The sequence below is a fragment of the Desulfuromonadales bacterium genome (genome assembly GCA_035620395.1).
In the GTDB taxonomy this organism is placed as follows: domain Bacteria; phylum Desulfobacterota; class Desulfuromonadia; order Desulfuromonadales; family DASPGW01; genus DASPGW01.
In genome coordinates this window covers 1-22,019 of sequence record DASPGW010000261.1, presented here as the reverse complement: position 1 = coordinate 22,019, position 22,019 = coordinate 1, and the positions used below count along the sequence as shown (strand labels likewise).

The window sequence follows — 22,019 nt, the reverse complement described above, 5'->3', positions numbered from 1 at the left end:
GGCTGGCAGGTGATATATTTGATTATACCGTACAACGGCCAGGGGGGAAGCTGCGACGGAATGCTCCCCTCGCTCATTTTCGTCCCCTGTTGTGCCTTCCAGCAATTAAGGCCGCCCGCGCTATCAACCAGAGTGCAGCAGGTGAAAAGCTATCAGTTATGGGCGTTCCCTCATGGCCTATCCACGTACCGTGGGAGTCAAAGAAAAAGCTCGTTTTTCAGGCGCCCTCAAGGGCCTGGCGTGGCGCTGCCGGTGAGGTTGCGGCGGCAGGCTTCGCGGGGCCCCTTGCCGGCCCCCGCAAAGCCGCTAATTATGCGGAATTTCGCGACAAATGGAAATTTGTCCGCATCTTGTGTTATCCTTACAGTAAACGAAAACCGCCAGCCGGGAGGAAGACATGGTGAAGGACAAAACCCTCGTACCGCTCCTGCAGCACCTCGCCGCCGTCAAGGCGGGCAAGCGGCGCTTTGAAAACGCCTTTCAGGGCGTGGCCAGGATGATTCTGGAAGACAGCATCGAGAAGGTCGTGGTCAACGGCAAGACGACGTACGACTTCACGATTTTCCGGCGCGGGAGAAAACATCCGGTCGGCATGTACGACGAAATCAACAGCTTCGTCTCCTTCGTCAAGGACGCCGCCGAGGGGGGCTCCTCCAAGGAGATGGCCTACGTGCTGGTCGGCGAGCCGGGCAACGGCAAGACCTTCTTCGTCGAGTATCTCTGCGGCAAATACCGCCAGTTTCTCAGCCGCGAGGAGAACCGTAAATACACCTGGCGCCTGGTCGGCATGGACCGGATCGGCAGCTACGGGCGGATCGCCAGCATCGAGTCGCAGACCTACGAGGACCCGATGATCCTGGCGATGAACCTCTTCGAGACCGTCGACGAAAACAAGACCTGGCTGGCCAAAAAGGCGGGCTTCAGCGATGCCGAGATCGAAACGTTCTACGAGAACTACCGGCCGCTGGGGGCCTGCAGCAGCTACATGTGGAACGACATCCGCACCTTCACCGGCGGCAAGATCGAGGAGATGCTTGACTTCGTCGAGGTCGTCCCGGTCCCCCTGACCGAAAGCCTGGGGACGATCACCGGCAAGTACGCGGCCAAGGACAAGATCACCTCCAGCGCCATCGACCTGCTCGGCGAGGAGTCGATCCAGCGCCTGCTGCACATCACCGACACCAACAACCCCTACCGCTTCGACCTGCGCCGGGGGGCTCTCGCCCGGGTGGCCGGCGGCGGCATCCACTTCTCCGACGAGATCTACAAGAACAAGAAGGATCTGGTCCAGGTCTACCTGGGAGTGATCCAGAACCGGGTGATCGAGATCGACGGCTACAAGTGGCCCATCGACACCCTGATCATCGCCACCAGCAACAACTCGGAATTCAACCGCTTCCTCGCCGAGAAGGAGGAGGCGCCGATCGTCGACCGCTGCCGCATCTGCTACGTCTCCCACAACACCAACTACAAGATGCAGGAGCAGCTCACCGCCTACGCCATCGGCAGCGACACCAAGACCACCCTGACCCGGCAGGACCTGCACCAGGACCCGAACCTGAACTACGCGGCGTCGGTGGCGGCGATTCTCTCCCGGCTGCCCCGTTCGGAAAAGCTCACCCCCATCGAAACGATGAAGCTGGCGGCCGGGGAAGTGGCCGGCGAAAAAAGCATCAAGACCCTGGCCGAGGTCATCGACATCCTCAACCAGGACCCGGACATCACACGGCGCTTCGGCCAGAAGGGGCTGGGCCAGCGCAACCTCGGACGGGCCGTCCAGCTGCTGGTGGAGAGCTCGGAGACCAACGAAGGGCGCTGCATGTATGCCCATGACATCTTCGGCGCCGTTGAACGGGTGATCCTCGACTACGTCGCCGACGCCAACGACCGGGCCAAGTACCTGGAGGACCTCAAGACCGCCAAGGGGCTCTACCGCGAACGGATCATGACCGAGATGTTCAACGCCTACATGGACGAGCCGCAGGCGATCCGCAAGGACGTCATGAACTACGTCAACATGATCATCGGCATCGACGCGGAAAACCTGGGGCCTGACAAGATGTGGAAATACAAGGATCCGCAGAGCGGCGAGCTGCGGGCGCTGAAGATCGACGAGCGATTCGTCAAGAGCATCGAGGAGCGCCTGGGCCTCAAGACGGAAGAGCAGCGGGAGACCTTCCGCACCTCTATCCGCAAAATCTACGGGCAGAAGATCTCCGTCGACCCCAATTACGATTTCATGGATAACCTGGAGCTGGTCATGGCGGTCACCGACGTGCGCCTCAAGAGCGACATTGCCGGTGCCGGCAGTCTGATCGGCGCCCTGGCCAACCGCACCAACGAGGAGAACCAGAAGCTCTACGACCGCATGATCCAGACCATGCTCGGCAAGCTGAACTACTGCACCACCTGCGCCCAGAAGACGATCGAGTACTTCTGCACCCAGGAAGACGGGATGTGAAAGGCAAGGATGAAGTCAGAAGGATGAAGGCGGAAGAAAAGCGAATTTCACAGGTCACACGAGTCCCATATGTCCCATGCGTCCGATAAAGATCTCTATCAGGCCCTGAAACAAAAGGGCCTCACCGCCGAGCGGCAGGAGAAGATCCTGCGCGAGCTGCGCGGCGGCTCCGTTCATGAGCCGCCCGGCCAGGCGCCGGCGGGCGGAACCTTCCCGGCCGGGGCTCTGGAGCCCTACGGCTTCAACGACCTGACGGCCCTGCTTGCCATGAACGAACCGCAGGGCTCCTACACCACCCACATCCGCTCCATCGACGAGCTGCTCGAACGCGACAAGCAGCGGGAGAAGGACGGCTTTCCGCGCAAGATCCGGGTCGGCCGGTTGATCCGGCCGGGCAAGGGGGGCAAGGAGAAGGTGGTCGTCATCCCGACCACGGTCGAGGAGAAGTTCCTGCACGACCGCACCGCCAGGACCGCTGACGAAGGCGGGGGCGGCTCGGGCGGCAGTGGCGAGGGCGAAGAGGGCGAGGTGATCGGCGAGCAGCCGGTGCGTACCCCCGAGCAGCCGGGAAGCGGCGGCGCCGGCCAGGGGGAGGGAGGCGCCCACGAGGTGGAGTCGAGCGCCTACGACCTGGGCCGGATCCTCACCGAAAAATTCGAGCTTCCCAACCTCAAGGAAAAGGGGAAAAAGCGCTCCCTCACCCGCTACACCTACGAGCTGACCGACAAGAACCGGGGCTTCGGCCAGATCCTCGACAAGAAGGCGACCCTGCGCCGGATCCTGGAGACCAACATCGCCCTGGGCAACGTCCCCGACTTCAGCGACATCGATACGACCCGCTTCCTGATCGGCCCCGACGACCGGGTCTACCGGGTCCTGTCCCGGGAGAAGGACTACGAATCGCAGGCGATGGTCTTTTTCCTCCGCGACTATTCCGGCTCGATGGCGGGCAAGGCGACCGAACTGGTGGTGTCGCAGCACGTGATGATCTACAGCTGGCTGCTCTACCAGTACGACCGGCAGGTGGAGACCCGCTTCGTCCTGCACGACACCGACGCCAGCGAGGTCCCGGACTTCTACACCTACTACAATTCCAAGGTGGCTGGCGGCACCAAGGTGGCGGCAGCCTACCGCCTGGTCAACCAGATCGTCGAAAAGGAGCAGCTGGCGAGGGATTACAACATCTACATCTTCCACGGCACCGACGGCGACGACTGGGACACGGACGGCGAGGAAACGCTTCCCGAGCTGAAGACGATGCTCGGCTACGCCAGCCGCATCGGCGTAACCATCGCCGAGCACGTCAGCGGCGGCAGTCAGCACAGCGAGGTGGAGCGCTACCTGCGCAAATCCGGCCTGCTGGAGACCAGGCCCGACCTGCTGCGCCTCGATGTCATGGGCGAAGACGCTGAAGAGCCGCGCCTGATCGAAGGGATCAAGACGCTGATATCGTAATCGGATGCGCCCTGTAGGGGCAGGCCCCCGTGCCTGCCCAGGGCGGCCACAGGGGGCCGCCCCTACGAAGGAATCTATGGAACTCATCAACCAGCATACCAAGCAGATCATGGAAGGGTGCAAGGAGCGGGCGCGTCAGGCCGGCCTGCGCTTCGACGACGAGACTCTGGAGTACATCGTCACCAACCGCGACCTCCTCGAGCTGACCCCCAAGCTGATGATCCCCACCCTCTACGACTACTGGGTGCACGACGTCGAGGTGCTCAAGGAGAAGGGGCGCTACGAGCTCTACCCCTCCAATCCCTTCGAGACCGTCATCAACACCCGTCCGGCCATCTCCTTCTACAACGACAACAACCCGGACTGGCTCAATGTGATGATCTTTTACCATGTCCTGGCCCATATCGATTTCTTTCAGAACAACGCCTACTTCCGCCACACCTGGGATTTCGACCTGGCCGGCCAGGCCCTCGCCGACAAGCGCCTGATCGCCAAGCTGCGCTCGGAGCATGGACGCTGGGTCGATTACGTCATCGAGTTTGCCCGCAGCATCGACAACCTGGTCGGCTACCACGACGAACTCTACCGCCTGGAGCCGGCGCCCACGGACAGCCGCTCTGCCCGCCTCGACTTCTATTTCGACGTGTTCCTGCAGGACCTCAAGAAGGTAAGGATCAGCGAATACGTCAGCGAAATCGAGCGCTACAACGACTGCCGAAAAGTGTACGGGGCGGCCGCAGAGCAGTGTTTTTTCGCCGGCACCGGCGCCAAGTACCCTGAATTTCAGACCGTGTACGATAAGAGCCGGCAGCAGAAGCCGGCCCGCAAGCTCGACCTGATGCAGTTCCTGCTGGAGCATTCGTCCTTTCTCAACAAGGACGAGAACAAGTGGATGAAGTCGGTGGTCGAGGTGGTGCGCAAGACCTCCCTCTACTTCCAGCCGCAGATTCGCACCAAGTTCATGAACGAGGGGTGGGCGAGCTACTGGCACGAACGGCTCTTCCTCGAGGACGAGCGGATCCGGGGGCACGAGGTGGAGTTCGCCCGGGTGCACGCCGCCGTCACCGCCCTGCCGCGGGTCGGCCTCAACCCCTATGCCATCGGCATGCGCCTGTTCCAGCACATCGAGGAGAAGGCCGACCGGGGGAAATTCTCCCTCCCCTTTCACCAGCTCCGCGACGCCGCCGCCCGGGAGCGTTTCGACCTCGGCACCGGCGAGGGGCGGGACTTCATCTTCCGGGTGCGCGAAAACCTCTCCGACTTCCTCTTCATCAACAGCTTCGTCGACCAGGATTTCGTCACTCGCCACAAACTTTTCGTCGTCGGCAAACGCCTGAACGAGGCGAAAATGGTCTGGGAGTACTACGTGCAGAGCCGCCAGGCCGACGCCTACCTGCAGATGCTCCTGGAGAGCCTCTACCACCCGCCGCACATCGAAATCGACCGGAAGGGCAGCGCCGGCGGCAGCCTTTATCTCGTGCACCACTTCGAGGGGAAGCCTCTGGTGCGGGAATTCATTGCCAACACCCTGCTTGGCATCGAATATCTGTGGGGGGCGCCGGTCCGGCTGGAGACGAGTGAAGTGGTGTCGGCGCCGGTCGAAGAGCGGGGGAGGGAACCGGAGGTGCAGTGGCGGCGCATGCTCTACACCATGGAACAGCGCAAACTGTCAAGCGCGCCAATTTAGGATGAAACCGGCCATGAACGACATCCAGAAAGTTCTTGGACATGTCGAGCGCTGTATCGGCAAAGGCGAGCAGCGTCAGCCCGTGCCGTTCGAGGAATTCCTCGGGGTACTCGTGGCGCAGCCGACGCGGGTGCTGCGCAACGTCTTCCAGGTCTTTCACGACATGATCAAGAGTTCTGTCACCGAAAAGCCCGACGAGTACCCCGGCGACCCCGAATCGATCCACTTCGTCTCCTACGACTTCAGCCGGCTGCTGGTCGAGGGGGTGGATTTGCCCTTCTTCGCCGACCGTCTCTTCGCCAACCGGCTGATCGCCCTGGTCGAGGCCCTCAAGCTCGGCGCCCAGCAGAACAAGATCTATATTTTCGAAGGCCCCCACGGCTGCGGCAAGAGCACCTTTCTCAACAACCTGCTGATGAAGTTCGAGGCCTACGTCAACACCGAGGCCGGCTCGGTCTATGAAACCGTCTGGCGCCTCGACCGGAAAATGCTCGGCCAGTTCAAGGAAGGGGAAACCGGCCTGTTCCTGGAAAAACTTTCGCAACTGCTCGACACCTACGAATTCAGCCAGAACGACATTCTCGAGGCAAAAAAATCGCTGCTGGCGATGGAGGATTACATCGAGATCCCCTGCCCCAGCCACGACCATCCGATCCTGATCCTTCCCAAGGAGCACCGACGCGTCTTCTTCGACGAGCTGTTCCAGAATGATGAAAGCAAGTGGAAGCTGTTCACCGAAAAAGAATTCAACTGGGTCTTCAAGAACACCCCCTGCACCATCTGCAGCTCCCTGTTCGAGGCCCTGCTGAACCGGCTGAATAGCCCGCAGGAGGTGCTGCGCATGGTCTTTGCCCGGCCTTACCGGTTCAACCGGCGTCTCGGCGAGGGCATCAGCGTCTACAACCCCGGCGACAAGCCGCTGAAGCAGTTGGTGCTCGGCAACGACAAGCTGCAGAGCCGCATCGATGATCTGCTGCGCGACAGCAACCAGGTCAAATACCTTTTTTCCCGTTACGCCAAGACCAACAACGGCATCTATGCCCTGATGGACATCAAGTCACACAATGTCGAGCGGCTGATCGAGCTGCACAACATCATCAGCGAAGCGGTGCACAAGGTGGAAGACCTGGAGGAGAACGTCAACTCCCTCTTCCTGGCCCTGATGAATCCCGAGGACCGGGCCAACATTGCCGAATTCCAGTCGTTTCTCGACCGCATCGAATACATCCACATCCCCTATGTGCTCGACCTGAAGACCGAGGTGGAGATCTACCGCCACATCTTCGGCAAGCATATCGAGGAGAGCTTTCTGCCCCGGGTGCTTCACAACTTCGCCCGGGTGATCATCTCCACCCGCCTCAATCCGACCTCCGAAGCGCTGCTCGAATGGATCGAGGACCCGGAGAAGTACAATCGCTACTGCGACGAGAATCTCCACCTGCTGAAGATGGAAATCTACACCGGCCACATTCCCGACTGGCTCACCGGCGAAGACCGCAAGCGCCTCAACGCCAAGCGCCGGCGCCGGATCATCGGGGAGTCGGAGAAGGATGGCGGCCAGGGCCTCTCCGGCCGCGATTCGCTGAAAATCTTCAACGAATTCTACTCCGGCCTGGCGCGCAAGGACCGACTCATCAACATGTCCACCCTGCACCGGTTTTTTACCAAGGCCCACCCGGAACTGGCCGAAATGATCCCGAAGGGCTTTCTCGACTCGCTGCTGGGGATGTACAATTACCAGGTTCTGCAGGAGGTCAAGGAGTCGCTCTACTACTACAACGAGGAGCAGATTTCCCGGGAAATCCAGAATTACCTCTTTGCCGTCAACTTCGAGCCGGGCGCCGTGGTGACCTGCAAGTACACGGGAGAGCGGCTGGAGATCAGCGAGGACTTTTTCGAAGCCATCGAGAGCCGGCTGCTCGGGGTCGATGCCGGCCGGCCGGCGCGGCAGACCTTTCGCGAGGAGACCCAGAAGGAGTATGCGGCCCGGACCCTGACCCAGGAGATCATGGCGGAAGGCAAACCCGTCACCGAAACGGCGCTCTACCAGTCCCTGCATGAGCTCTACATCCAGAATCTGAAGGAAAAGGTGCTCGACCCCTTCCTCAGGAACGAAAACTTCCGGCGGGCGATCAAGGATTTTGACACCCCGGCCTTCAAGACCTACGACAAGAAAATAAGGGACGACATCACCTTCCTGATGGGGAATCTGGCCAAGAAATTCCGCTACACCAAAATCGGCGCCAAGGAAGTCTGCATGTACGTCATCGACAACGACCTGGCCGAGAAGTTCGCCCATTCCTGATGCGGGCAAGGACAACGGCACATCCGGAATCAAACGCCGGCTGCCCACAATAAAAGCGGGGGCCGCAATCGCGGTCCCCGCTTGGTCTTTCCTTCTTGCGCTGCCGCCCTACTTGCGTGTGAGCGCCTCCTGCATCGCCGCCCCCATCCGCGTCGGGCTCTGCGTCACTATCACCCCGCACTCGTCGAGGGTGCGGATCTTGTCCTCCGCCTTCCCCTTGCCGCCGGTGATGATCGCCCCGGCGTGTCCCATCCGCTTGCCCGGCGGGGCGGTGACACCGGCGATGAACGCCGCCACCGGCTTCTTCATGTTCGCCTTGATCCACCCGGCCGCCTCCTCTTCGGCGGTGCCGCCGATCTCGCCGATCATGAAGACCCCCTCGGTCTTGGGGTCCTCGTTGAAGAGCTTGAGACAGTCGATGAAGCTCATGCCGATGATCGGGTCGCCGCCGATGCCGACGCAGGTCGATTGGCCGAGCCCCGCATCGGTGAGTTGCTTGACCGCCTCGTAGGTGAGGGTGCCGCTGCGCGAGACGACTCCGATCTTCCCCTTCTTGTGGATGTAGCCCGGCATGATCCCGACCTTGCACTCGTCGGGGGTGATGACGCCGGGGCAGTTGGGGCCGACCAGGCGCATCTTGTGGTCGGCGAGGATGCGCTTGACCGGCACCATGTCGCGCACCGGAATCCCCTCGGTGATGCAGACGGCGAGTTCGAGCCCAGCCTCCGCCGCCTCGAGGATGGCGTCGGCAGCGCCGGGGGGCGGCACGAAGATCATCGAGACGTTGGCGTCGGTGTAGCGCACCGCCTCCTCGACGGTGTTGAAGACCGGAATCCCTTCGACGTGAATCCCCCCCTTGCCCGGGGTGACGCCGGCGACGATCCTGGTGCCGTACTCGCGGCACTTCTGGGCGTGGAAGAGGCCGCTGCGGCCGGTGATCCCCTGGACCAGTACCTTCGATTCCCTGTTCAGCAGTATGGACATGGCGTGTTCTCCCGAATTATCCCAACATCTTGACGATGCGCGCGGCCCCGTCGCCGAGGTTGTCGGCGGTCTGGACGTTGAGCCCCGACTCCATCAGCAGCCGCTTCCCCTCCTCGACCTGGCTGCCGTCCATCCGTACCACGATCGGCAGCGGGCAGTGAACATCGCTCGCCGCCTCGATGATCCCCTGGGCGATGACGTCGCAGCGCATGATGCCGCCGAAGATGTTGACGAAGACGCCCTTGACGTCGGGGTCCTGGAGGATGATTTTGAACGCCTCGGCGACCTTCTCGCGGTTGGCACCGCCGCCGACGTCCAGGAAGTTGGCCGGTTTGCCGCCGAACTCGTTGAGCACGTCGAGGGTCGCCATGGCGAGGCCGGCACCGTTGACCAGGCAGCCGACGCTGCCGTCGAGTTTGATGTAGGCGAGGTCGTACTTGCTGGCGGTGATCTCCAGCGTGTCGAGCTGCGAGTAGTCGACCATGTCGGGGTATTCGCGATGACGGAAGACGGCGTTGTCGTCAAAGGTGATCTTGGCGTCCATCGCCATCAGCCATCCGGCCCGGGTTACCACCAGCGGGTTGATCTCGACCAGCGAGCAGTCTTTCTCGAGACAGGCGCGGTAGAGGCTGAGGATCAGTTGCACGCAGTCCTCGCAGAGGCTGCCGGTGAGCCCCAGGGCCAGGGCGATCTTGCGCGCCTGGTAGGAGCGCAGCCCGGTGTAGGGGTCGATGGTGAGCTTGTGGATCTTCTCCGGCGACTTGGCCGCCACCTCCTCGATCTCCACTCCCCCTTCGGCCGAGGCGATGAGGATGTAGCGGGAGACGGCGCGGTCGAGGGTGATGGAAAGGTAGAACTCGCGGGCGATCTCCACCGCCTCCTCCACCAGGATGCGCCGCACGCGCAAGCCATCGGGCCCGGTCTGCGGCGTGACCAGCTTGCGGGCGAAGAGGTCCTTGGCCAGCTCCTGCGCCTGCTCGGGGTGGTGGACCAGCTTCACCCCGCCGGCCTTGCCGCGGCCGCCGGCGTAGATCTGCGCTTTGACCACGCAGCGCCCACCCATCATCTTGGCCGCCCGCTCCACCTGGTCGGCGGTCAGACAGACCCGTCCGCGCGGCACCGGGATGTCATAGCCGCTCAGAATCTCCTTGGCCTGGTACTCGTGAATGTTCATGGATGAACTCCTCTGCATGGGCTGTGTGGTATCCACGCCAAGTGTAGCAGGAGACTCAACTTCGGCCAGTCGGCAGAGTGTGGGCGGATGAAGACAAAAAAACGGCGGCGCACTTACGCGCGCCGCCGCCTGGTTCGGAAAGGGGTCTGTCAGGAGGGCTGCCAGATTTTGAAGAGGGCGGCGGCCATTTCGGCCGGGCTGTCGGCGACACTGATGCCGCAGTCGCGCATCATGGCGATCTTCTCGGCGGCGGTCCCCTTGCCGCCGGAGATGATGGCGCCGGCATGCCCCATGCGCTTGCCGGGAGGGGCGGTGGCGCCGGCGATGTAGCCGGCGACCGGCTTGCTCATGTGGTCGCGGACGAAAAGCGCCGCCTCCTCCTCGGCGTTGCCGCCGATCTCGCCGATCATGATGACCGCTTCGGTGGCGGGGTCTTCCTCGAACATCTTCAGACAATCGAGGTGGCTGGTGCCGTTGACCGGGTCGCCGCCGATGCCGACGCAGGTCGACTGCCCCTGGCCGACGCAGGTGAGCTGCCAGACCGCCTCGTAGGTGAGGGTGCCGCTGCGCGAGACGACGCCGACCTTGCCCGGCTTGTGGATGTAGCCGGGCATGATCCCGATCTTGCACTCGCCGGGGGTGATGACGCCGGGGCAGTTCGGTCCGACCAGCCGGGTCTTCTTCCCCTGCATGTACTGCTTGACCTTGACCATGTCGAGGACCGGGATTCCCTCGGTGATGCAGCAGACCAGCTCGATGCCGGCATCGACCGCCTCCATGATCGAATCGGCGGCAAAGGGGGGCGGAACGTAGATGACCGAAGCCGTGGCGCCGGTCTGCCTGACCGCGTCGCGGACCGTGTCGAAGACCGGGAAGCCGTCGATGACCGTGCCGCCCTTGCCGGGGGTGACGCCGCCGACCATCTGCGTGCCGTAGTCGCGCGCTCCCTGGGCATGGAAGAGGCCGGTGGCGCCGGTGATCCCCTGAGTGATGACGCGGGTGTTCTTATCGATCAGGATGCTCATGCCAACCTCCCTTCGCCGGCGGCGACCGCCGCCACGATCTTGCGCGCCCCGTCGGCCATGCCGTCGGCGGCGATGATGTTCAGGCCGCTGGCGGCCAGCAGTTCCTTGCCCTTCTCCACGTTGGTCCCTTCGAGACGCACCACCAGCGGCACCTGCAGGGAGACCTGCTTGGCCGCCTCGATGACCCCGGTGGCGATGACGTCGCACTTCATGATGCCGCCGAAGATATTGACCAGGATCCCTTTGACGTTCTTGTCGGTGAGAATGATCTTGAACGCCTCGGTGACCCGCTCGATGCTCGCACCGCCGCCGACGTCGAGGAAGTTGGCCGGCTCGCCGCCGGAGTGCTTGATGATGTCCATCGTCGCCATCGCCAGGCCGGCGCCGTTGACCAGGCAGCCGATATTGCCGGTGAGCGAGACGTAGGAGAGGTCGTGCTGCGAGGCCTCGACTTCATTGGGGTCTTCCTCGTCGTAGTCGCGCAGGTCGGCGATTTTCGGGTGGCGGAAGACGGCGTTGTCGTCAAAGCCGAACTTGGCGTCGAGGCAGAGGAGTTCTCCCTCCTTGGTCACCACCAGCGGATTGATCTCCAGTAACGCGCAATCGCAGGCGATGAAGGTCGTGTAGAGCCCCTCCAGCAGCTTGACCGCCTTGCTGGTCAGCTTGCCGCCCAACCCAAGGGCAAAGGCGAGGTTGCGGCACTGGAAGGGGGTGAGTCCGACCAGTGGGTCGATCGCCTCGCGGAAGATCTTTTCCGGGGTGTGCGCCGCCACCTCTTCGATATCCATCCCCCCCTCGGTCGAGGCCATCACCGTGACCTTGCCGGTGGTGCGGTCGACCAGCAGGCTGACGTAGAGTTCGCGCTCGATGTGGCAGCCGTTCTCGACCAGCACGCGGGTCACGACTTTTCCCTCCGGGCCGGTCTGGTGGGTGCGCAGCGTCATGCCGAGCATGTCGCGCGCGATCATGCGCACTTCGTCGGCGGTGCGCGCCAGCTTGACCCCACCCCCCTTGCCGCGGCCGCCGGCGTGGATCTGCGCCTTGACCACCCAGGGGCCCTCGCCGAGGCGCTTGGCCCATTCGCGCGCGCTGGCGCCGTTGTAGCAGACGTGCCCGTCCGGAACCGGCACGCCGAATTTCCGCAGAATTCCTTTGGCCTGGTACTCGTGAATGTTCATGACTAAAGACCCCTGTTAAGGTGAAAAGAAATGGAAGTCTGCTCTCCCCGAACGGAAAAGCCGTCGCGTATACACCGAGGCAAGCTCGATGCCAATTTCGTCAGCGAATAAAAAAGCCATCTATTTCGGATATTTGCTGCGCAAGGAGGGGTCGGTTGGCGAATCAGGACGTATCGAGGGTGGCGAAAACTCCCCGAGGCTGGCCGACAAGTGCCATTCCTCGAGATTTAGCTTCGCTCAATATGATGCCCAGTTTGGTCATTTGGCCCGACCAGCGTCGCCGATCCTGTCTTTGTATAAACAATTCGTATACGGGATGGCCTGTACAGTAGCGCCGGCAGTCGCAGCTGTCAAGTGGTAAGACCAAAATTTTTTAATGATGGTAAAGAAGCAGGGGGCGGGGCGCGGCGACGCAAAAGGCCCGCCCCCGCCACGGTATTCTCGCAGAGATGGGGAGACGGGCCAGAGGTGGACAGGGGCTGATTTGGGAAGACGAAACCCTTTACTTCTTTGCCTTCTTCCAGTCGGCGAGGAATTTTTCGATCCCGACGTCGGTGAGGGGGTGCTTGGCGAGCTGGGTGATGATCGCGTAGGGAATGGTGCAGATGTCGGCGCCGATCAGCGCAGCGTTGAGCACGTGCAGGGGCGAGCGCACCGAGGCGACGATGGTTTCGGTGGCGTAGCCGTAGTTGTCGAAGATGGTGCGAATCTGCTCGACCCCCTCCATGCCGTCATGGCCGACGTCGTCGAGGCGGCCGACAAAGGGAGAAACGTAGGTCGCCCCGGCCTTGGCGGCGAGCAGGGCCTGCAGCGGCGAGAAGACCAGGGTGACGTTGGTCTTGATCCCCTCGGAAGCGAAGATGCTGGTCGCCTTGAGCCCCTCGGTGGTCATCGGCACCTTGATGACGATGTTCTTCGGGTTGATCTTGGCCAGTTCCTGCCCCTCCCGGACCATCCCCGGGGCATCGAGGGCGATCACCTCGGCCGAGATCGGGCCGTCGACGATGGCGGTGATCTCGGTGATCACCTCCTTGAAGTCGCGGCCGCTCTTGGCGATCAGCGAGGGGTTGGTGGTGACGCCGTCGACCAGCCCCATCTCGTGGGCGGCGCGGATCTCGGCAACGTCGGCGGTGTCGATGAAGAATTTCATGGAAGGCTCCTTTTTCGTTGAATTGGATGGCCAAGAAGAAGACTGCTGCTTGAGTTTTTGCTGTTATTCAGGGGGTCGGGCCGCGTCAGATCAGACTGATCTGTCCGATCTGACCCATCCGACGGATCAGGCGCGGCCAGACAAATTCACTCTCCGCCGGCGTAAGCGTCCCGACACGCCTTGGAACAGAAATAATGCTTCTCGCCCCGGACCGTCATAGCCAAGGCATCGCTGCGTGGCAGGTAGGTGCCGCAGTGGGGGTCCCGAACCATCTCCTCCCCCCGAGTACTCTTCGCCGGCGGCGGCGAACCCTTGTGCCCCGGCAGGGTGCGCAGGAAGGAGCGGAAGAGGGAATAGCCGAGATAAAAAAGCACGGCCAGCAGCAGCAGACGAATCATCTATTCACCACTCTCGGGCGTAAAGCCGGACCGACTCTCCGTTGTCGAGAGCGGTCAGCAGTTGAAGGACGCTCCGGCCGAGGGCCGGGTGGAGCAACTCCGGGTCAAGGTCGGCCAGCGGTGTCAGGACAAAACGCCGCTGGTGCAGGCGCGGATGGGGAACGACCAGGCCGGGTTCGTCAAGGGTCTCTCCGCCGAAGAAAAGCAGATCGACATCGAGGGTGCGCGGGCTCCAGGGCTCCTGCCGGCGACGGCCGAAGCGGACCTCGACCGCCAGGCAAAGTTCCAGCAAAGCGCGACAGGAGAGGGTCGTCTCCACCCTCAGGACCGCATTCAGGTAGGGCGGCTGGCCCGGCGGCCCTCCCACCGGCCCGGTTTCGTAGAGCGGCGAGGCGGCCGTCACCCGGATGCCGCCGGCCGCTGCCAGCGCGCTCCGCGCCCCCTGCAACTGCCCCAGGCGGTCTCCGAGGTTGGCGCCCAGGGCCAGGTAGGCCGTAACCGGTTCCATGTCGTCCTCTTTTTCCATGCCGCCCGATTAAAGCACAGCTGCCCGCGCCCCGTCAATTTACCTGAGCCCTTTCCCCTTGCCGAGGCCGCCGGGAACATGCTAATACCTCTAGGGAAAAGGAGCCACGAACATGAATTTCACCCTGACCCTTGCCGTCAGCGACCTGGAGCGGACGGCAGTCTTCTACGGAGAGTTGCTGGAGTTGCCGATCGAGCGCTTCGTCCCGGTCCCGGGCCACCCGCCCGTGCTGCTGCTCGGCCAGGGCGATGCCACTGTCCTCTTCCGCGAAACCGCCGCCCTGGAGGCGCTGCATCCGGCTCTCTTCCAGAATCTGGAGCGGCACCCGCGCGGGGTCGGCGTCACCCTCGAGTTCACCGTCGAGAATCTGACGCCCATCTTGAGAAACATCGCCCGCCGGCAGCTGCATACCCTCTACGAACTGGATGATGACGAGTTCAAACGGCGTGAGGTCTGGCTGCACGATCCCGACGGCTACCTGGTGATCCTCAGCGAGGAACCCGCGCCTCCGGCTTGAACCGCTTCCCGGGATGGTATACTGAGGTCAGAAGACTTCCACCTGGAGATCACTTCCGGCCGAAAGGCGGCAAAATGAAACTGAACAAGCGCGCCGAGGTATTGCGGGTCATCGACACCCTCTCCGGCCAGTATCTGAAGGGGAAGGTGCGGGCCATCCGGCTGGCGGTCATAACCCTGCTGTCGGGAGGTCACCTGTTGATCGAGGACATCCCCGGCCTGGGCAAGACGACCCTGGCGCTGGCGCTGGCCCGGGCGCTGGGCCTCTCCTTCGGTCGCATCCAGTGCACCAGCGACCTGCTGCCGTCGGACATCACCGGCCTTTCCATCTTCGACCGCGACGAGAACCGTTTCCGCTTCATCCAGGGGCCGATCTTCAACAACATCGTGCTCACCGACGAGATCAACCGGGCGATGCCGAAGACCCAGAGCGCCATGCTCGAAGCGATGGAGGAGCGGCGGGTGACGGTGGAGGGGTCCACCTACCCGCTGCCCGAACCCTTTCTGGTCATCGCCACCCAGAACCCGGTGGAGCAGATCGGCACCTACCCCCTGCCCGAATCGCAGCTCGACCGGTTCCTGATCACCACCGGCGTCGGCTACCCCCCCGTGGAGGTAGAGAAGTCGATCATCCAGACGGGCAGCATCCGCGAAGAAATCCGTCATATCGAGGCGCTGCTCAGCCTCGAAGACATCACCGAGGCGAAGCGGGTGGTCCGGGAGGAGATCTACCTCTCCGCCAAGGTGACCGACTACATCTTCGCCCTGGTCGCCGCCACCCGCGAGCATGCTTTCATCCTGTCCGGCATCTCGACCCGCGGCGGCATCAACCTGGCCGCCGCCGCACGGGCCGCCGCCTATCTGGAGGGGCGCGACTATGTCGTCCCCGAGGACGTGCAGACGGTCGCCGTTGCGGTGGGGGCCCACCGTCTCATCCTGCGCCCCGAACAGGAAGGTCTCGGCAAAGAGGAGGTGCTGCAATCGATCGTCAAAAGCCTGCCGGTGCCCCTGGTCTGAAGCTGACCCGTTCCGGTGTCCTCTACATCACCTTGACCCTGCTGCTCGGCTTCGCGGCGGTCAACACCGGCAACAATCTCCTCTACCTGCTGGTCTCGGCGCTGCTCGGCTTCATGGCCGTCTCGGGCATCCTCGGCCGCTGGAACCTGGCCGGTCTCAAAGTGCGCGTCGAGGTGCCGGACGAGGTCTACGACGGGGTGTCAACGCTGCTCAGCGTCCGCCTGGAGAACCGCAAACGCCTCCTGCCGGCTTGCCTGGTCGAAGTTATCCTGCCGGCGGCCGGCCGGGCGACCTTCATCTTCGTCGGGCGGGGCGGCACCGCCAACGAGACCCTGCCGGCCGTCTTTCACGGCCGCGGCATCCACACCCTGCTCCAGGTACAGACCCGCTCGATCTTTCCGATCAACTTCTTCATCCGCTCCTTCCCGGTGCCGGTTGGCCGCAAGCTCACCGTCTTCCCGGCCCCCCGCCCCTGCCGGCTCTCCGGTGAGGCCGGCCGCCAGGCCGCCGGCGGCGAACTGCCGGTGGCCCGCAAGGGGTACGAGGGCGAGCTCAGCCGGATTTCCGACTACCGTGGCGGTGAGCCGCTCAAGATGATTCACTGGAAGCTCTCGGCCCGGCACGGACAGCTCAAGGTCAAGGAACTTTCGGCCGCCGCCCGTCCGCCGGTGACCATCGAGGCCGATCTTCTGCCGGGAGGGCTGGAGGAGCGGTTGCGCTGTGCCGCATACCTGGCCGATTCCTACCTGCGCGAAAACCGGCCGGTGGGGTTGCGACTGGGCAGCCAAACGCTGCCGCCCGCCGTCGGCCGGACCCACAAGCTGCGCCTTCTTACCGAGCTGGCAGTCCATGGTCAGGGTTAGCTCTCTTCTCAACCTCCTGAGTTACGCCGCGGCCGCTCTTGGCGTCGCCCCCCTCTTTCTCTACCTTGACCTGCCGGTACGGTTCGCCCTGCCTTTAGCCTTTGCTGCCGGCATCTTCTGTGACCGCCGCCGGCGCTATCCCCTAAGCGGCGGCAGCGCCACCCTGCTCTCCATCGTCTGCTTTTTCCTCTATGCCGTCCAGATCAGCCGCGACCACCTGATCGAGCCTGTAGTCAATATCCTCGCCCTGCTGCTGGCGGTGCGTCTGGTGACAGAGAAGAACGGCCGCAACTACCTGCAGCTCTTCGTACTCGCCGTCTTCGCCCTGGCCAGCTCGTCACTGCTTACCCTCTCGGCTGCCTTTTTCATCTACCTGGTCCTGCTGGTGACAGCCGTTACCGTCGGCCTGGTGCTCCTCTCCTTTCATGCCGTCGATCCGCATCTGGTGTTCAGCCGCCTGCAGTCCCGCCGCATCATCGGCATCTCCCTGACCCTGCCGGCCATCTCGCTGGTGCTGATGCTGGCCTTTTTCGTCATCCTGCCGCGCACCCAGTACCCCCTGTGGAATTTTCTCAACCCGGCGGCAACGGCCACCGCCGGCTTCAGCGAAGAGGTCCGGCCCGGCAGCTTTGCCGGCATCGCCGCGGTGAAGGAGGTCGCCTTGCGCGTCGAGAGCGAGCGACTCCCCCGGGACGAACTCTACTGGCGGGGGACAGTCCTCAACACCCCGGCAGGCAGCACCTGGGTACGGCAGCCCCCCCCCTCCGGCGAAATGGCGCGCATCCGGGGTGGCCGGGCTATCCCGCAGACCATATATCCGGAACCGAAGCCGGGAAATCATCTTTTCGCCCTCGACGTCCCGCGCGGCGTGGAAGGTCTGCGTTCTTTCCAGGCCGGAGATTATATTTTTCGCGCCAGAGGCGCCCTCGACCGGCGGGTCAAGTACACCGCCGTCTCCGTCGTTGGCGGCGAGTTCGAGTCCACCGGTCCGGTCGATCGGGATTTCTACCTTGCCGTCCCGCCTCGCCTCTCCGAGCGCGTGCGCCAGGTCGCCGCCGGCATCGCCGCCCGCGGCGCCGGCGCCGGTGACCGCATCACCCTGCTAGAGGCGTTCTTCGCCAACCAGCAACTCGAATACGCTACGACCGATCTCCCCGCTTCGGACGACCCGGTGGACGAGTTCCTGTTCGAGAAAAAGCGCGGCTACTGCGAATTCTTTGCCTCCTCCTTCGCCCTGCTGCTGCGGCTCTCCGGCGTGCCGTCCCGGCTGGTCGGTGGCTATTACGGCGGGGAGTACAACGAAATGGGCGGTTACTACCTGGTGACCGAAGATACCGCCCACGTCTGGGTCGAGGCCCTCGTCGATGGCCGGTGGCTGCGGCTCGACCCCAGCCGCCTGGCCCGCAACGCTGCGGCTTCGCTGCTTGCCCCGCGGGCGCAGGGGTTGAATGCGGGCCGCCGGCTTCTCGACACCGTCGATTACCACTGGAACCGGGCCGTCGTCGCCTACGACCTGGCCCGCCAGCTGCAGTTGCTGCAGCAAACCAACCGGCAGCTGCGGCAGTTCAGGGTACCCTTCGCCTTGCCGACGGTGGGCGGCTATCTGCTGGCCGGAATAGTCGGGACCATCGCCCTGGTCGCCTTGGTCCGGCGCGGCCGATACAGCCGGGAAGAGCGGATTCTTCAGGTGTTCCTCCGCGGGGTCCGGAAAAAGCACCATCTGGAGGCCATCCCGGCAGCGACCGGACTGCAGGAACTGGCGAAACAACTGGACGATCCCGTCTGCCGGGAGTTCGCAGAGATCTTCGGGAGAGGTGTCTACCGGGACCGGAAACTGACGAAGGAGGAGTTGAAAATGTTGCGGGTGCTGATCCGAAAATTGGGAAAAACCCCACGTGACCGGGGGTTCGCTGGAAGGTAAACAGCCTGCCGCGGCTTCCGAAAAGCCTTGCTGGCTATTTTCCTGAGGTACGGGAGCCCGGGATTTTTCGCAGGTCTGGCGAGTCGGGAGCCATCGAGAGGGGTTGCCGGTTTTGAGGTCTTTACTCCGCCGCGGGACGATGCCCGCCACGACGGGGCCGGCGGCGGCGCCGGGAGCGGCGGGGGCTGGCGGGTTCACCCTTCGCCGCCGGAGCCTCGGGACGGCTCAGGGCCTCCCGCCAGAGCGCCGCCAGCGTGCACCCCTCCCCGGAAACGGCCGTCCAGAGTTCAAAGAACTCCAGCGCCTGGGGGGTGGTGGGGTGCTGCAGAAAGCGCCGCTCGCCCCGTTGGCCGCGCCCGCGGCTGAGGCGGAAGAAGCCGACCAGCAGCTCCCGGGCGAGATGACGGATGCCGTGGGCGATATGGAAGTAGCTGCAGTGGGGGGCGAGGATCAGGTTGCCGATGCGCACCGCGTCGGTCACGCTCAGCTCCGCATCGGCGGGGCAGGCGCGGCGGAAACGGGAGAGGAAGAGGGCAGCCAGGGCCAGATGCTCCTCGACCGGGGTGCCGGCGGCGGTGCGCGCATCGAGCCGGGCGAGCAGGGCGAAGGTTTCGTCGTCCCCCTCGTAACCGGCCAGCAGGTGCGGCAGCAGCCCCATGGCCTGCGCCTCGCACAGCACGCCGGCGGCCACCCGGTGGCGAAAGAGCTCCATCAGCTCTTCGCGAATGCGGGCCGGGGCCGCTTCGGCAATCAGCGGTCCGCGCTCGTAGATCGCCTCGCGGGCCGCCTCGTCGAGGGAGAAGCCGAGCCGGGCGGCAAACTCCAGGGCCCGCAGCATCCGCACGGGGTCCTCGGTAAAGCGCACCAGGGGATCGCCGATCACCCGCAGACGGCGCAACGCGAGGTCTTCCAGGCCGCCGACGTAGTCGATCACCGAAAAGGTCTCGATGTCGTAGAACAGGGCATTGATGGTGAAGTCGCGGCGGAAGGCGTCTTCCTGCGGCGTGCCGAAGATGTTTTCGGCGAACAGGAAGTGGTCCGACGGGTCTTCCGGCATGTCGTCGGGACGGGCCTGGCGACGGAAGGTCGCCACCTCCACCAGCGAATCTGCCCCGAAACGGACATGGGCGAGGCGGAAGCGCCGTCCGATCAGGAAGCAGTTGCGGAAGAGCTTCTTGACCTGGTTGGGAGTGGCGTCGGTACCGACGTCGAAGTCCTTCGGCTTGCGCCCGAGCAGCAGGTCGCGGACGCCGCCGCCGACCAGATAGGCCTTGTGCCCGCTGCGGGTGAGGCGGTAGAGGACCTTCAGCGTATTTTCGTCGATCTGCTTGCGGGAGATGGAATGTTCGGAGCGGGGAAGGATAACCGGCGCTTCGGTCGAATCGGTGATCGTTTGTTCTGCTTTTTCCATGGGCGAACGAGGCCGAATCTGTCTGAAAGGATTTTCAGCCGCGGAGTTGGCGGCCGAACCGTGCCGAATGTAGCAGATGTGGCCGGCGAAGGGAAGAAAGAATATGCCAAGCGCCCGCCCGGATTGAATTTTCCGGTGGAACCCGCTACAGTAACCGGCACGACGGGGCCGCCCGACGCTGCCGGGTCAACCTCGCCGGCAAGGAGATCCTGAGTCTATCGCCTTGAACCTTTTGCCTTGAGCCTTTTGCCTTGAGCCTCGCGCCTTCCTGCAACCTGCTGGTCATTCTCGGCCCCACCGCCTCCGGCAAGACCCGGCTGGGCGTAGCGGCGGCCCGGCGCCTGGGTGGCGAGATTATCTCCGCCGACTCGCGCCAGGTCTTCCGCGGCATGGATCTCGGCACCGGCAAGGACCTGGTCGAATACGGCGAGGTCCCCTATCATTTGATCGACATTCTCGAGCCGGGGAACGAGTTCAACGTCTTCGCCTTCCAGCAACGCTTTTTCGAGGTCCTTGCGGAAATCGGCGCCCGTGGCCGCCTGCCTGTCCTGGTCGGCGGCACCGGCCTCTACCTCGACGCCGTCCTCAAGGGCTACCGCCTGGTGGAGGTGCCGGAAAACCCTGCACTGCGGGCCGAGCTGGCGAATTTATCCCTGCAGGAACTGTCCGAGCGGCTGCAGCGGCGGCGGCCGAAGCAGCACAACACCACCGACCTGCTCGACCGCCACCGGCTCAACCGGGCCATCGAGATTGCCGAGGGTGAAGCCGTCGCCGAAGAAAAGCTGCCTCCCCGGCCGGAACTGCGACCGGTTGTCTTCGGCCTGCGCTGGGCGCGCGCCGAGCTGCGCCGGCGGATCTCCGCCCGCCTGCAGGAGAGGCTCGAACAGGGACTGGTCGAGGAAGTGGCGCAATTGCACGCGGGCGGCATTGCCTGGGAGCGTCTGGAGTTCTACGGGCTGGAATACCGCTTCATCGCCCGCCACCTCAAAGGGGAACTCGGCCATAGCGCCATGGTGCAGAAGCTGGAGAGCGCCATCCACGACTTCGCCAAGCGGCAGGAGACCTGGTTCAGACGCATGGAGCGGCAGGGAATCAGTATCCATTGGCTGGAAGGGGCAGGGGAGCCCCTGCAGGAACTGCTGGAAATTATCCACGCCCTGGATGGGCAGCCGGTGATTGCACCACAGGGTTCGGGCGAACGATGAGCCCTTGGCCTGGGCCACCTATTGGACCGGAGTGTCGGTTGCAATTGTGGCGCGGCCTGCAGGGATGAAGAAATTTTCCGAAGCGCCTCATCCGTGGAAGGAATGGCTTTTTTCTTCGCCCGTAATAGTGTATAAAGCACGTTGACTTGTTCGTATTCATTCGATTTTCCGAAAGGCCCGCGGGGTGTATGCCGCCCCGCTTCGCGCTGAGGAGCCCCGATGAGCGACAAAGAAAACCGCCAACCGGACAATAATTTGGCGCACCAAAGAAAATCCCTGCGGTCGCCGCTGATTGTCCTGCGGGTGACGCTTGACGACGGCCAGAAGAGCTTTTTCGGTTATGCCAAGAACATCAGCCGCAGCGGCTTCTTCATCGCCACGGTCAAACCGCGGGAACCTGGGGAGCACTTCCAGGTCGAACTGGTTCTGCCGGCCCCGATCGGCCGCAGCGTGCGGTGCTCCTGCCAAGTCGTCTGGAAACGTCTCTTCAGCAAAGGTTCTCCCCACGAGCCGGGAATGGGCCTGCGGTTTCTGGAACTGCCGGAGGACATCGCGGATGCCATCGACCGCTGGGTCAGGGCTGAGTCCGGCGGGGCGTCCACTTAGCGAAGGAAGATAAACATGAAAGGGCTTTTCATCCGCTGGCTGATTCTGACCCTGTCGATTCTGGCCGCAGCCTACCTGTTCGAAGGGATCGAGGTGAGCAGTTTTTTTGCGGCCTTTTTCGCCGCGGCCGTTCTCGG

19 protein-coding genes are annotated in these 22,019 nt (G+C 63.4%); 11 read left to right on the top strand and 8 right to left on the bottom strand.

Annotation, left to right across the window (positions count from 1 at the left end; genetic code table 11):
* Positions 1-397 precede the first annotated feature (397 nt).
* From VD811_14275 to VD811_14260, 4 genes are all read left to right on the top strand, one after another.
* On the top strand, positions 398-2,461 hold the full coding sequence (locus VD811_14275; protein HXV22150.1) for a serine protein kinase PrkA: 2,064 nt from the start codon (positions 398-400) through the stop codon (positions 2,459-2,461).
* Positions 2,462-2,530: 69 nt separating this feature from the next.
* Positions 2,531-3,916: a DUF444 family protein gene (locus tag VD811_14270; protein ID HXV22149.1), complete on the top strand. Its 1,386-nt coding sequence runs from the start codon at positions 2,531-2,533 to the stop codon at positions 3,914-3,916.
* A 76-nt stretch (positions 3,917-3,992) separates the two neighbouring features.
* Complete coding sequence (locus VD811_14265; protein ID HXV22148.1) at positions 3,993-5,603, top strand: SpoVR family protein; 1,611 nt, start codon at positions 3,993-3,995, stop codon at positions 5,601-5,603.
* A gap of 13 nt (positions 5,604-5,616) precedes the next feature.
* Positions 5,617-7,908, top strand: a complete 2,292-nt coding sequence (locus VD811_14260; protein HXV22147.1) for a serine protein kinase PrkA — start codon at positions 5,617-5,619, stop codon at positions 7,906-7,908.
* Between the two features lie 108 nt (positions 7,909-8,016).
* Here the strand turns inward: VD811_14260 and sucD (VD811_14255) are convergent, their stop codons facing one another.
* The 7 genes from sucD (VD811_14255) to folK form a co-directional block, all read right to left on the bottom strand.
* Positions 8,017-8,892, bottom strand: a complete 876-nt coding sequence (gene sucD / locus VD811_14255) for a succinate--CoA ligase subunit alpha (GenBank protein HXV22146.1) — start codon at positions 8,890-8,892, stop codon at positions 8,017-8,019.
* Between the two features lie 16 nt (positions 8,893-8,908).
* Positions 8,909-10,066 carry an ADP-forming succinate--CoA ligase subunit beta gene (gene sucC, locus VD811_14250; GenBank protein ID HXV22145.1) on the bottom strand — a complete coding sequence of 386 codons (1,158 nt, stop codon included), beginning with the start codon at positions 10,064-10,066 and terminating at the stop codon, positions 8,909-8,911.
* 149 nt (positions 10,067-10,215) lie between these two features.
* Entirely contained in the window at positions 10,216-11,091 is an 876-nt protein-coding gene (gene sucD, locus VD811_14245) for a succinate--CoA ligase subunit alpha (GenBank protein HXV22144.1), read from the bottom strand.
* A complete protein-coding gene (gene sucC, locus VD811_14240) occupies positions 11,088-12,269 on the bottom strand; it encodes an ADP-forming succinate--CoA ligase subunit beta (GenBank protein HXV22143.1) in 1,182 nt (393 codons plus the stop codon). Before sucC (VD811_14240) ends, sucD (VD811_14245) begins: the two co-directional genes overlap by 4 nt.
* A 502-nt stretch (positions 12,270-12,771) precedes the next feature.
* Positions 12,772-13,419, bottom strand: coding sequence for a fructose-6-phosphate aldolase (gene fsa, locus VD811_14235; protein ID HXV22142.1), 648 nt, complete (start codon positions 13,417-13,419; stop codon positions 12,772-12,774).
* 146 nt (positions 13,420-13,565) lie between these two features.
* The gene (locus VD811_14230; GenBank protein ID HXV22141.1) at positions 13,566-13,817 is read right to left on the bottom strand and encodes a PP0621 family protein; all 252 of its coding nucleotides are present in this window, start codon (positions 13,815-13,817) and stop codon (positions 13,566-13,568) included.
* A gap of 4 nt (positions 13,818-13,821) precedes the next feature.
* Positions 13,822-14,325, bottom strand: coding sequence for a 2-amino-4-hydroxy-6-hydroxymethyldihydropteridine diphosphokinase (gene folK, locus VD811_14225; GenBank protein ID HXV22140.1), 504 nt, complete (start codon positions 14,323-14,325; stop codon positions 13,822-13,824).
* A gap of 130 nt (positions 14,326-14,455) precedes the next feature.
* On the opposite strand from folK, the gene VD811_14220 reads away from it, so the two are divergent.
* From VD811_14220 to VD811_14205, 4 genes are all read left to right on the top strand, one after another.
* On the top strand, positions 14,456-14,860 hold the full coding sequence (locus tag VD811_14220; GenBank protein ID HXV22139.1) for a VOC family protein: 405 nt from the start codon (positions 14,456-14,458) through the stop codon (positions 14,858-14,860).
* A gap of 74 nt (positions 14,861-14,934) precedes the next feature.
* Positions 14,935-15,876, top strand: a complete 942-nt coding sequence (locus VD811_14215; GenBank protein ID HXV22138.1) for a MoxR family ATPase — start codon at positions 14,935-14,937, stop codon at positions 15,874-15,876.
* Positions 15,877-15,908: 32 nt separating this feature from the next.
* Positions 15,909-16,739 carry a DUF58 domain-containing protein gene (locus VD811_14210; protein ID HXV22137.1) on the top strand — a complete coding sequence of 277 codons (831 nt, stop codon included), beginning with the start codon at positions 15,909-15,911 and terminating at the stop codon, positions 16,737-16,739.
* Entirely contained in the window at positions 16,726-18,660 is a 1,935-nt protein-coding gene (locus VD811_14205; protein HXV22136.1) for a DUF3488 and transglutaminase-like domain-containing protein, read from the top strand. Before VD811_14210 ends, VD811_14205 begins: the two co-directional genes overlap by 14 nt.
* A 121-nt stretch (positions 18,661-18,781) precedes the next feature.
* Here the strand turns inward: VD811_14205 and pcnB are convergent, their stop codons facing one another.
* A complete protein-coding gene (gene pcnB / locus VD811_14200) occupies positions 18,782-20,071 on the bottom strand; it encodes a polynucleotide adenylyltransferase PcnB (GenBank protein ID HXV22135.1) in 1,290 nt (429 codons plus the stop codon).
* 251 nt (positions 20,072-20,322) lie between these two features.
* On the opposite strand from pcnB, the gene miaA reads away from it, so the two are divergent.
* The 3 genes from miaA to VD811_14185 form a co-directional block, all read left to right on the top strand.
* Entirely contained in the window at positions 20,323-21,276 is a 954-nt protein-coding gene (gene miaA / locus VD811_14195) for a tRNA (adenosine(37)-N6)-dimethylallyltransferase MiaA (protein ID HXV22134.1), read from the top strand.
* 219 nt (positions 21,277-21,495) lie between these two features.
* Entirely contained in the window at positions 21,496-21,882 is a 387-nt protein-coding gene (locus VD811_14190; GenBank protein ID HXV22133.1) for a PilZ domain-containing protein, read from the top strand.
* Positions 21,883-21,897: 15 nt separating this feature from the next.
* Positions 21,898-22,019 (top strand): phage holin family protein (locus tag VD811_14185; GenBank protein ID HXV22132.1); only part of this gene is annotated, 122 nt, incomplete at its 3' end.

Excerpts from the sequence above, each read along its gene's own strand:
- VD811_14275 (HXV22150.1), top strand. The coding sequence starts at position 398 with ATGGTGAAGGACAAAACCCTCGTACCGCTCCTGCAGCACCTCGCCGCC.
- VD811_14270 (HXV22149.1), top strand. The coding sequence starts at position 2,531 with ATGTCCCATGCGTCCGATAAAGATCTCTATCAGGCCCTGAAACAAAAG.
- VD811_14265 (HXV22148.1), top strand. The coding sequence starts at position 3,993 with ATGGAACTCATCAACCAGCATACCAAGCAGATCATGGAAGGGTGCAAG.
- VD811_14260 (HXV22147.1), top strand. The coding sequence starts at position 5,617 with ATGAACGACATCCAGAAAGTTCTTGGACATGTCGAGCGCTGTATCGGC.
- sucD (HXV22146.1), bottom strand. The coding sequence starts at position 8,892 with ATGTCCATACTGCTGAACAGGGAATCGAAGGTACTGGTCCAGGGGATC.
- sucC (HXV22145.1), bottom strand. The coding sequence starts at position 10,066 with ATGAACATTCACGAGTACCAGGCCAAGGAGATTCTGAGCGGCTATGAC.
- sucD (HXV22144.1), bottom strand. The coding sequence starts at position 11,091 with ATGAGCATCCTGATCGATAAGAACACCCGCGTCATCACTCAGGGGATC.
- sucC (HXV22143.1), bottom strand. The coding sequence starts at position 12,269 with ATGAACATTCACGAGTACCAGGCCAAAGGAATTCTGCGGAAATTCGGC.
- fsa (HXV22142.1), bottom strand. The coding sequence starts at position 13,419 with ATGAAATTCTTCATCGACACCGCCGACGTTGCCGAGATCCGCGCCGCC.
- VD811_14230 (HXV22141.1), bottom strand. The coding sequence starts at position 13,817 with ATGATTCGTCTGCTGCTGCTGGCCGTGCTTTTTTATCTCGGCTATTCC.
- folK (HXV22140.1), bottom strand. The coding sequence starts at position 14,325 with ATGGAACCGGTTACGGCCTACCTGGCCCTGGGCGCCAACCTCGGAGAC.
- VD811_14220 (HXV22139.1), top strand. The coding sequence starts at position 14,456 with ATGAATTTCACCCTGACCCTTGCCGTCAGCGACCTGGAGCGGACGGCA.
- VD811_14215 (HXV22138.1), top strand. The coding sequence starts at position 14,935 with ATGAAACTGAACAAGCGCGCCGAGGTATTGCGGGTCATCGACACCCTC.
- VD811_14205 (HXV22136.1), top strand. The coding sequence starts at position 16,726 with ATGGTCAGGGTTAGCTCTCTTCTCAACCTCCTGAGTTACGCCGCGGCC.
- pcnB (HXV22135.1), bottom strand. The coding sequence starts at position 20,071 with ATGGAAAAAGCAGAACAAACGATCACCGATTCGACCGAAGCGCCGGTT.
- VD811_14190 (HXV22133.1), top strand. The coding sequence starts at position 21,496 with ATGAGCGACAAAGAAAACCGCCAACCGGACAATAATTTGGCGCACCAA.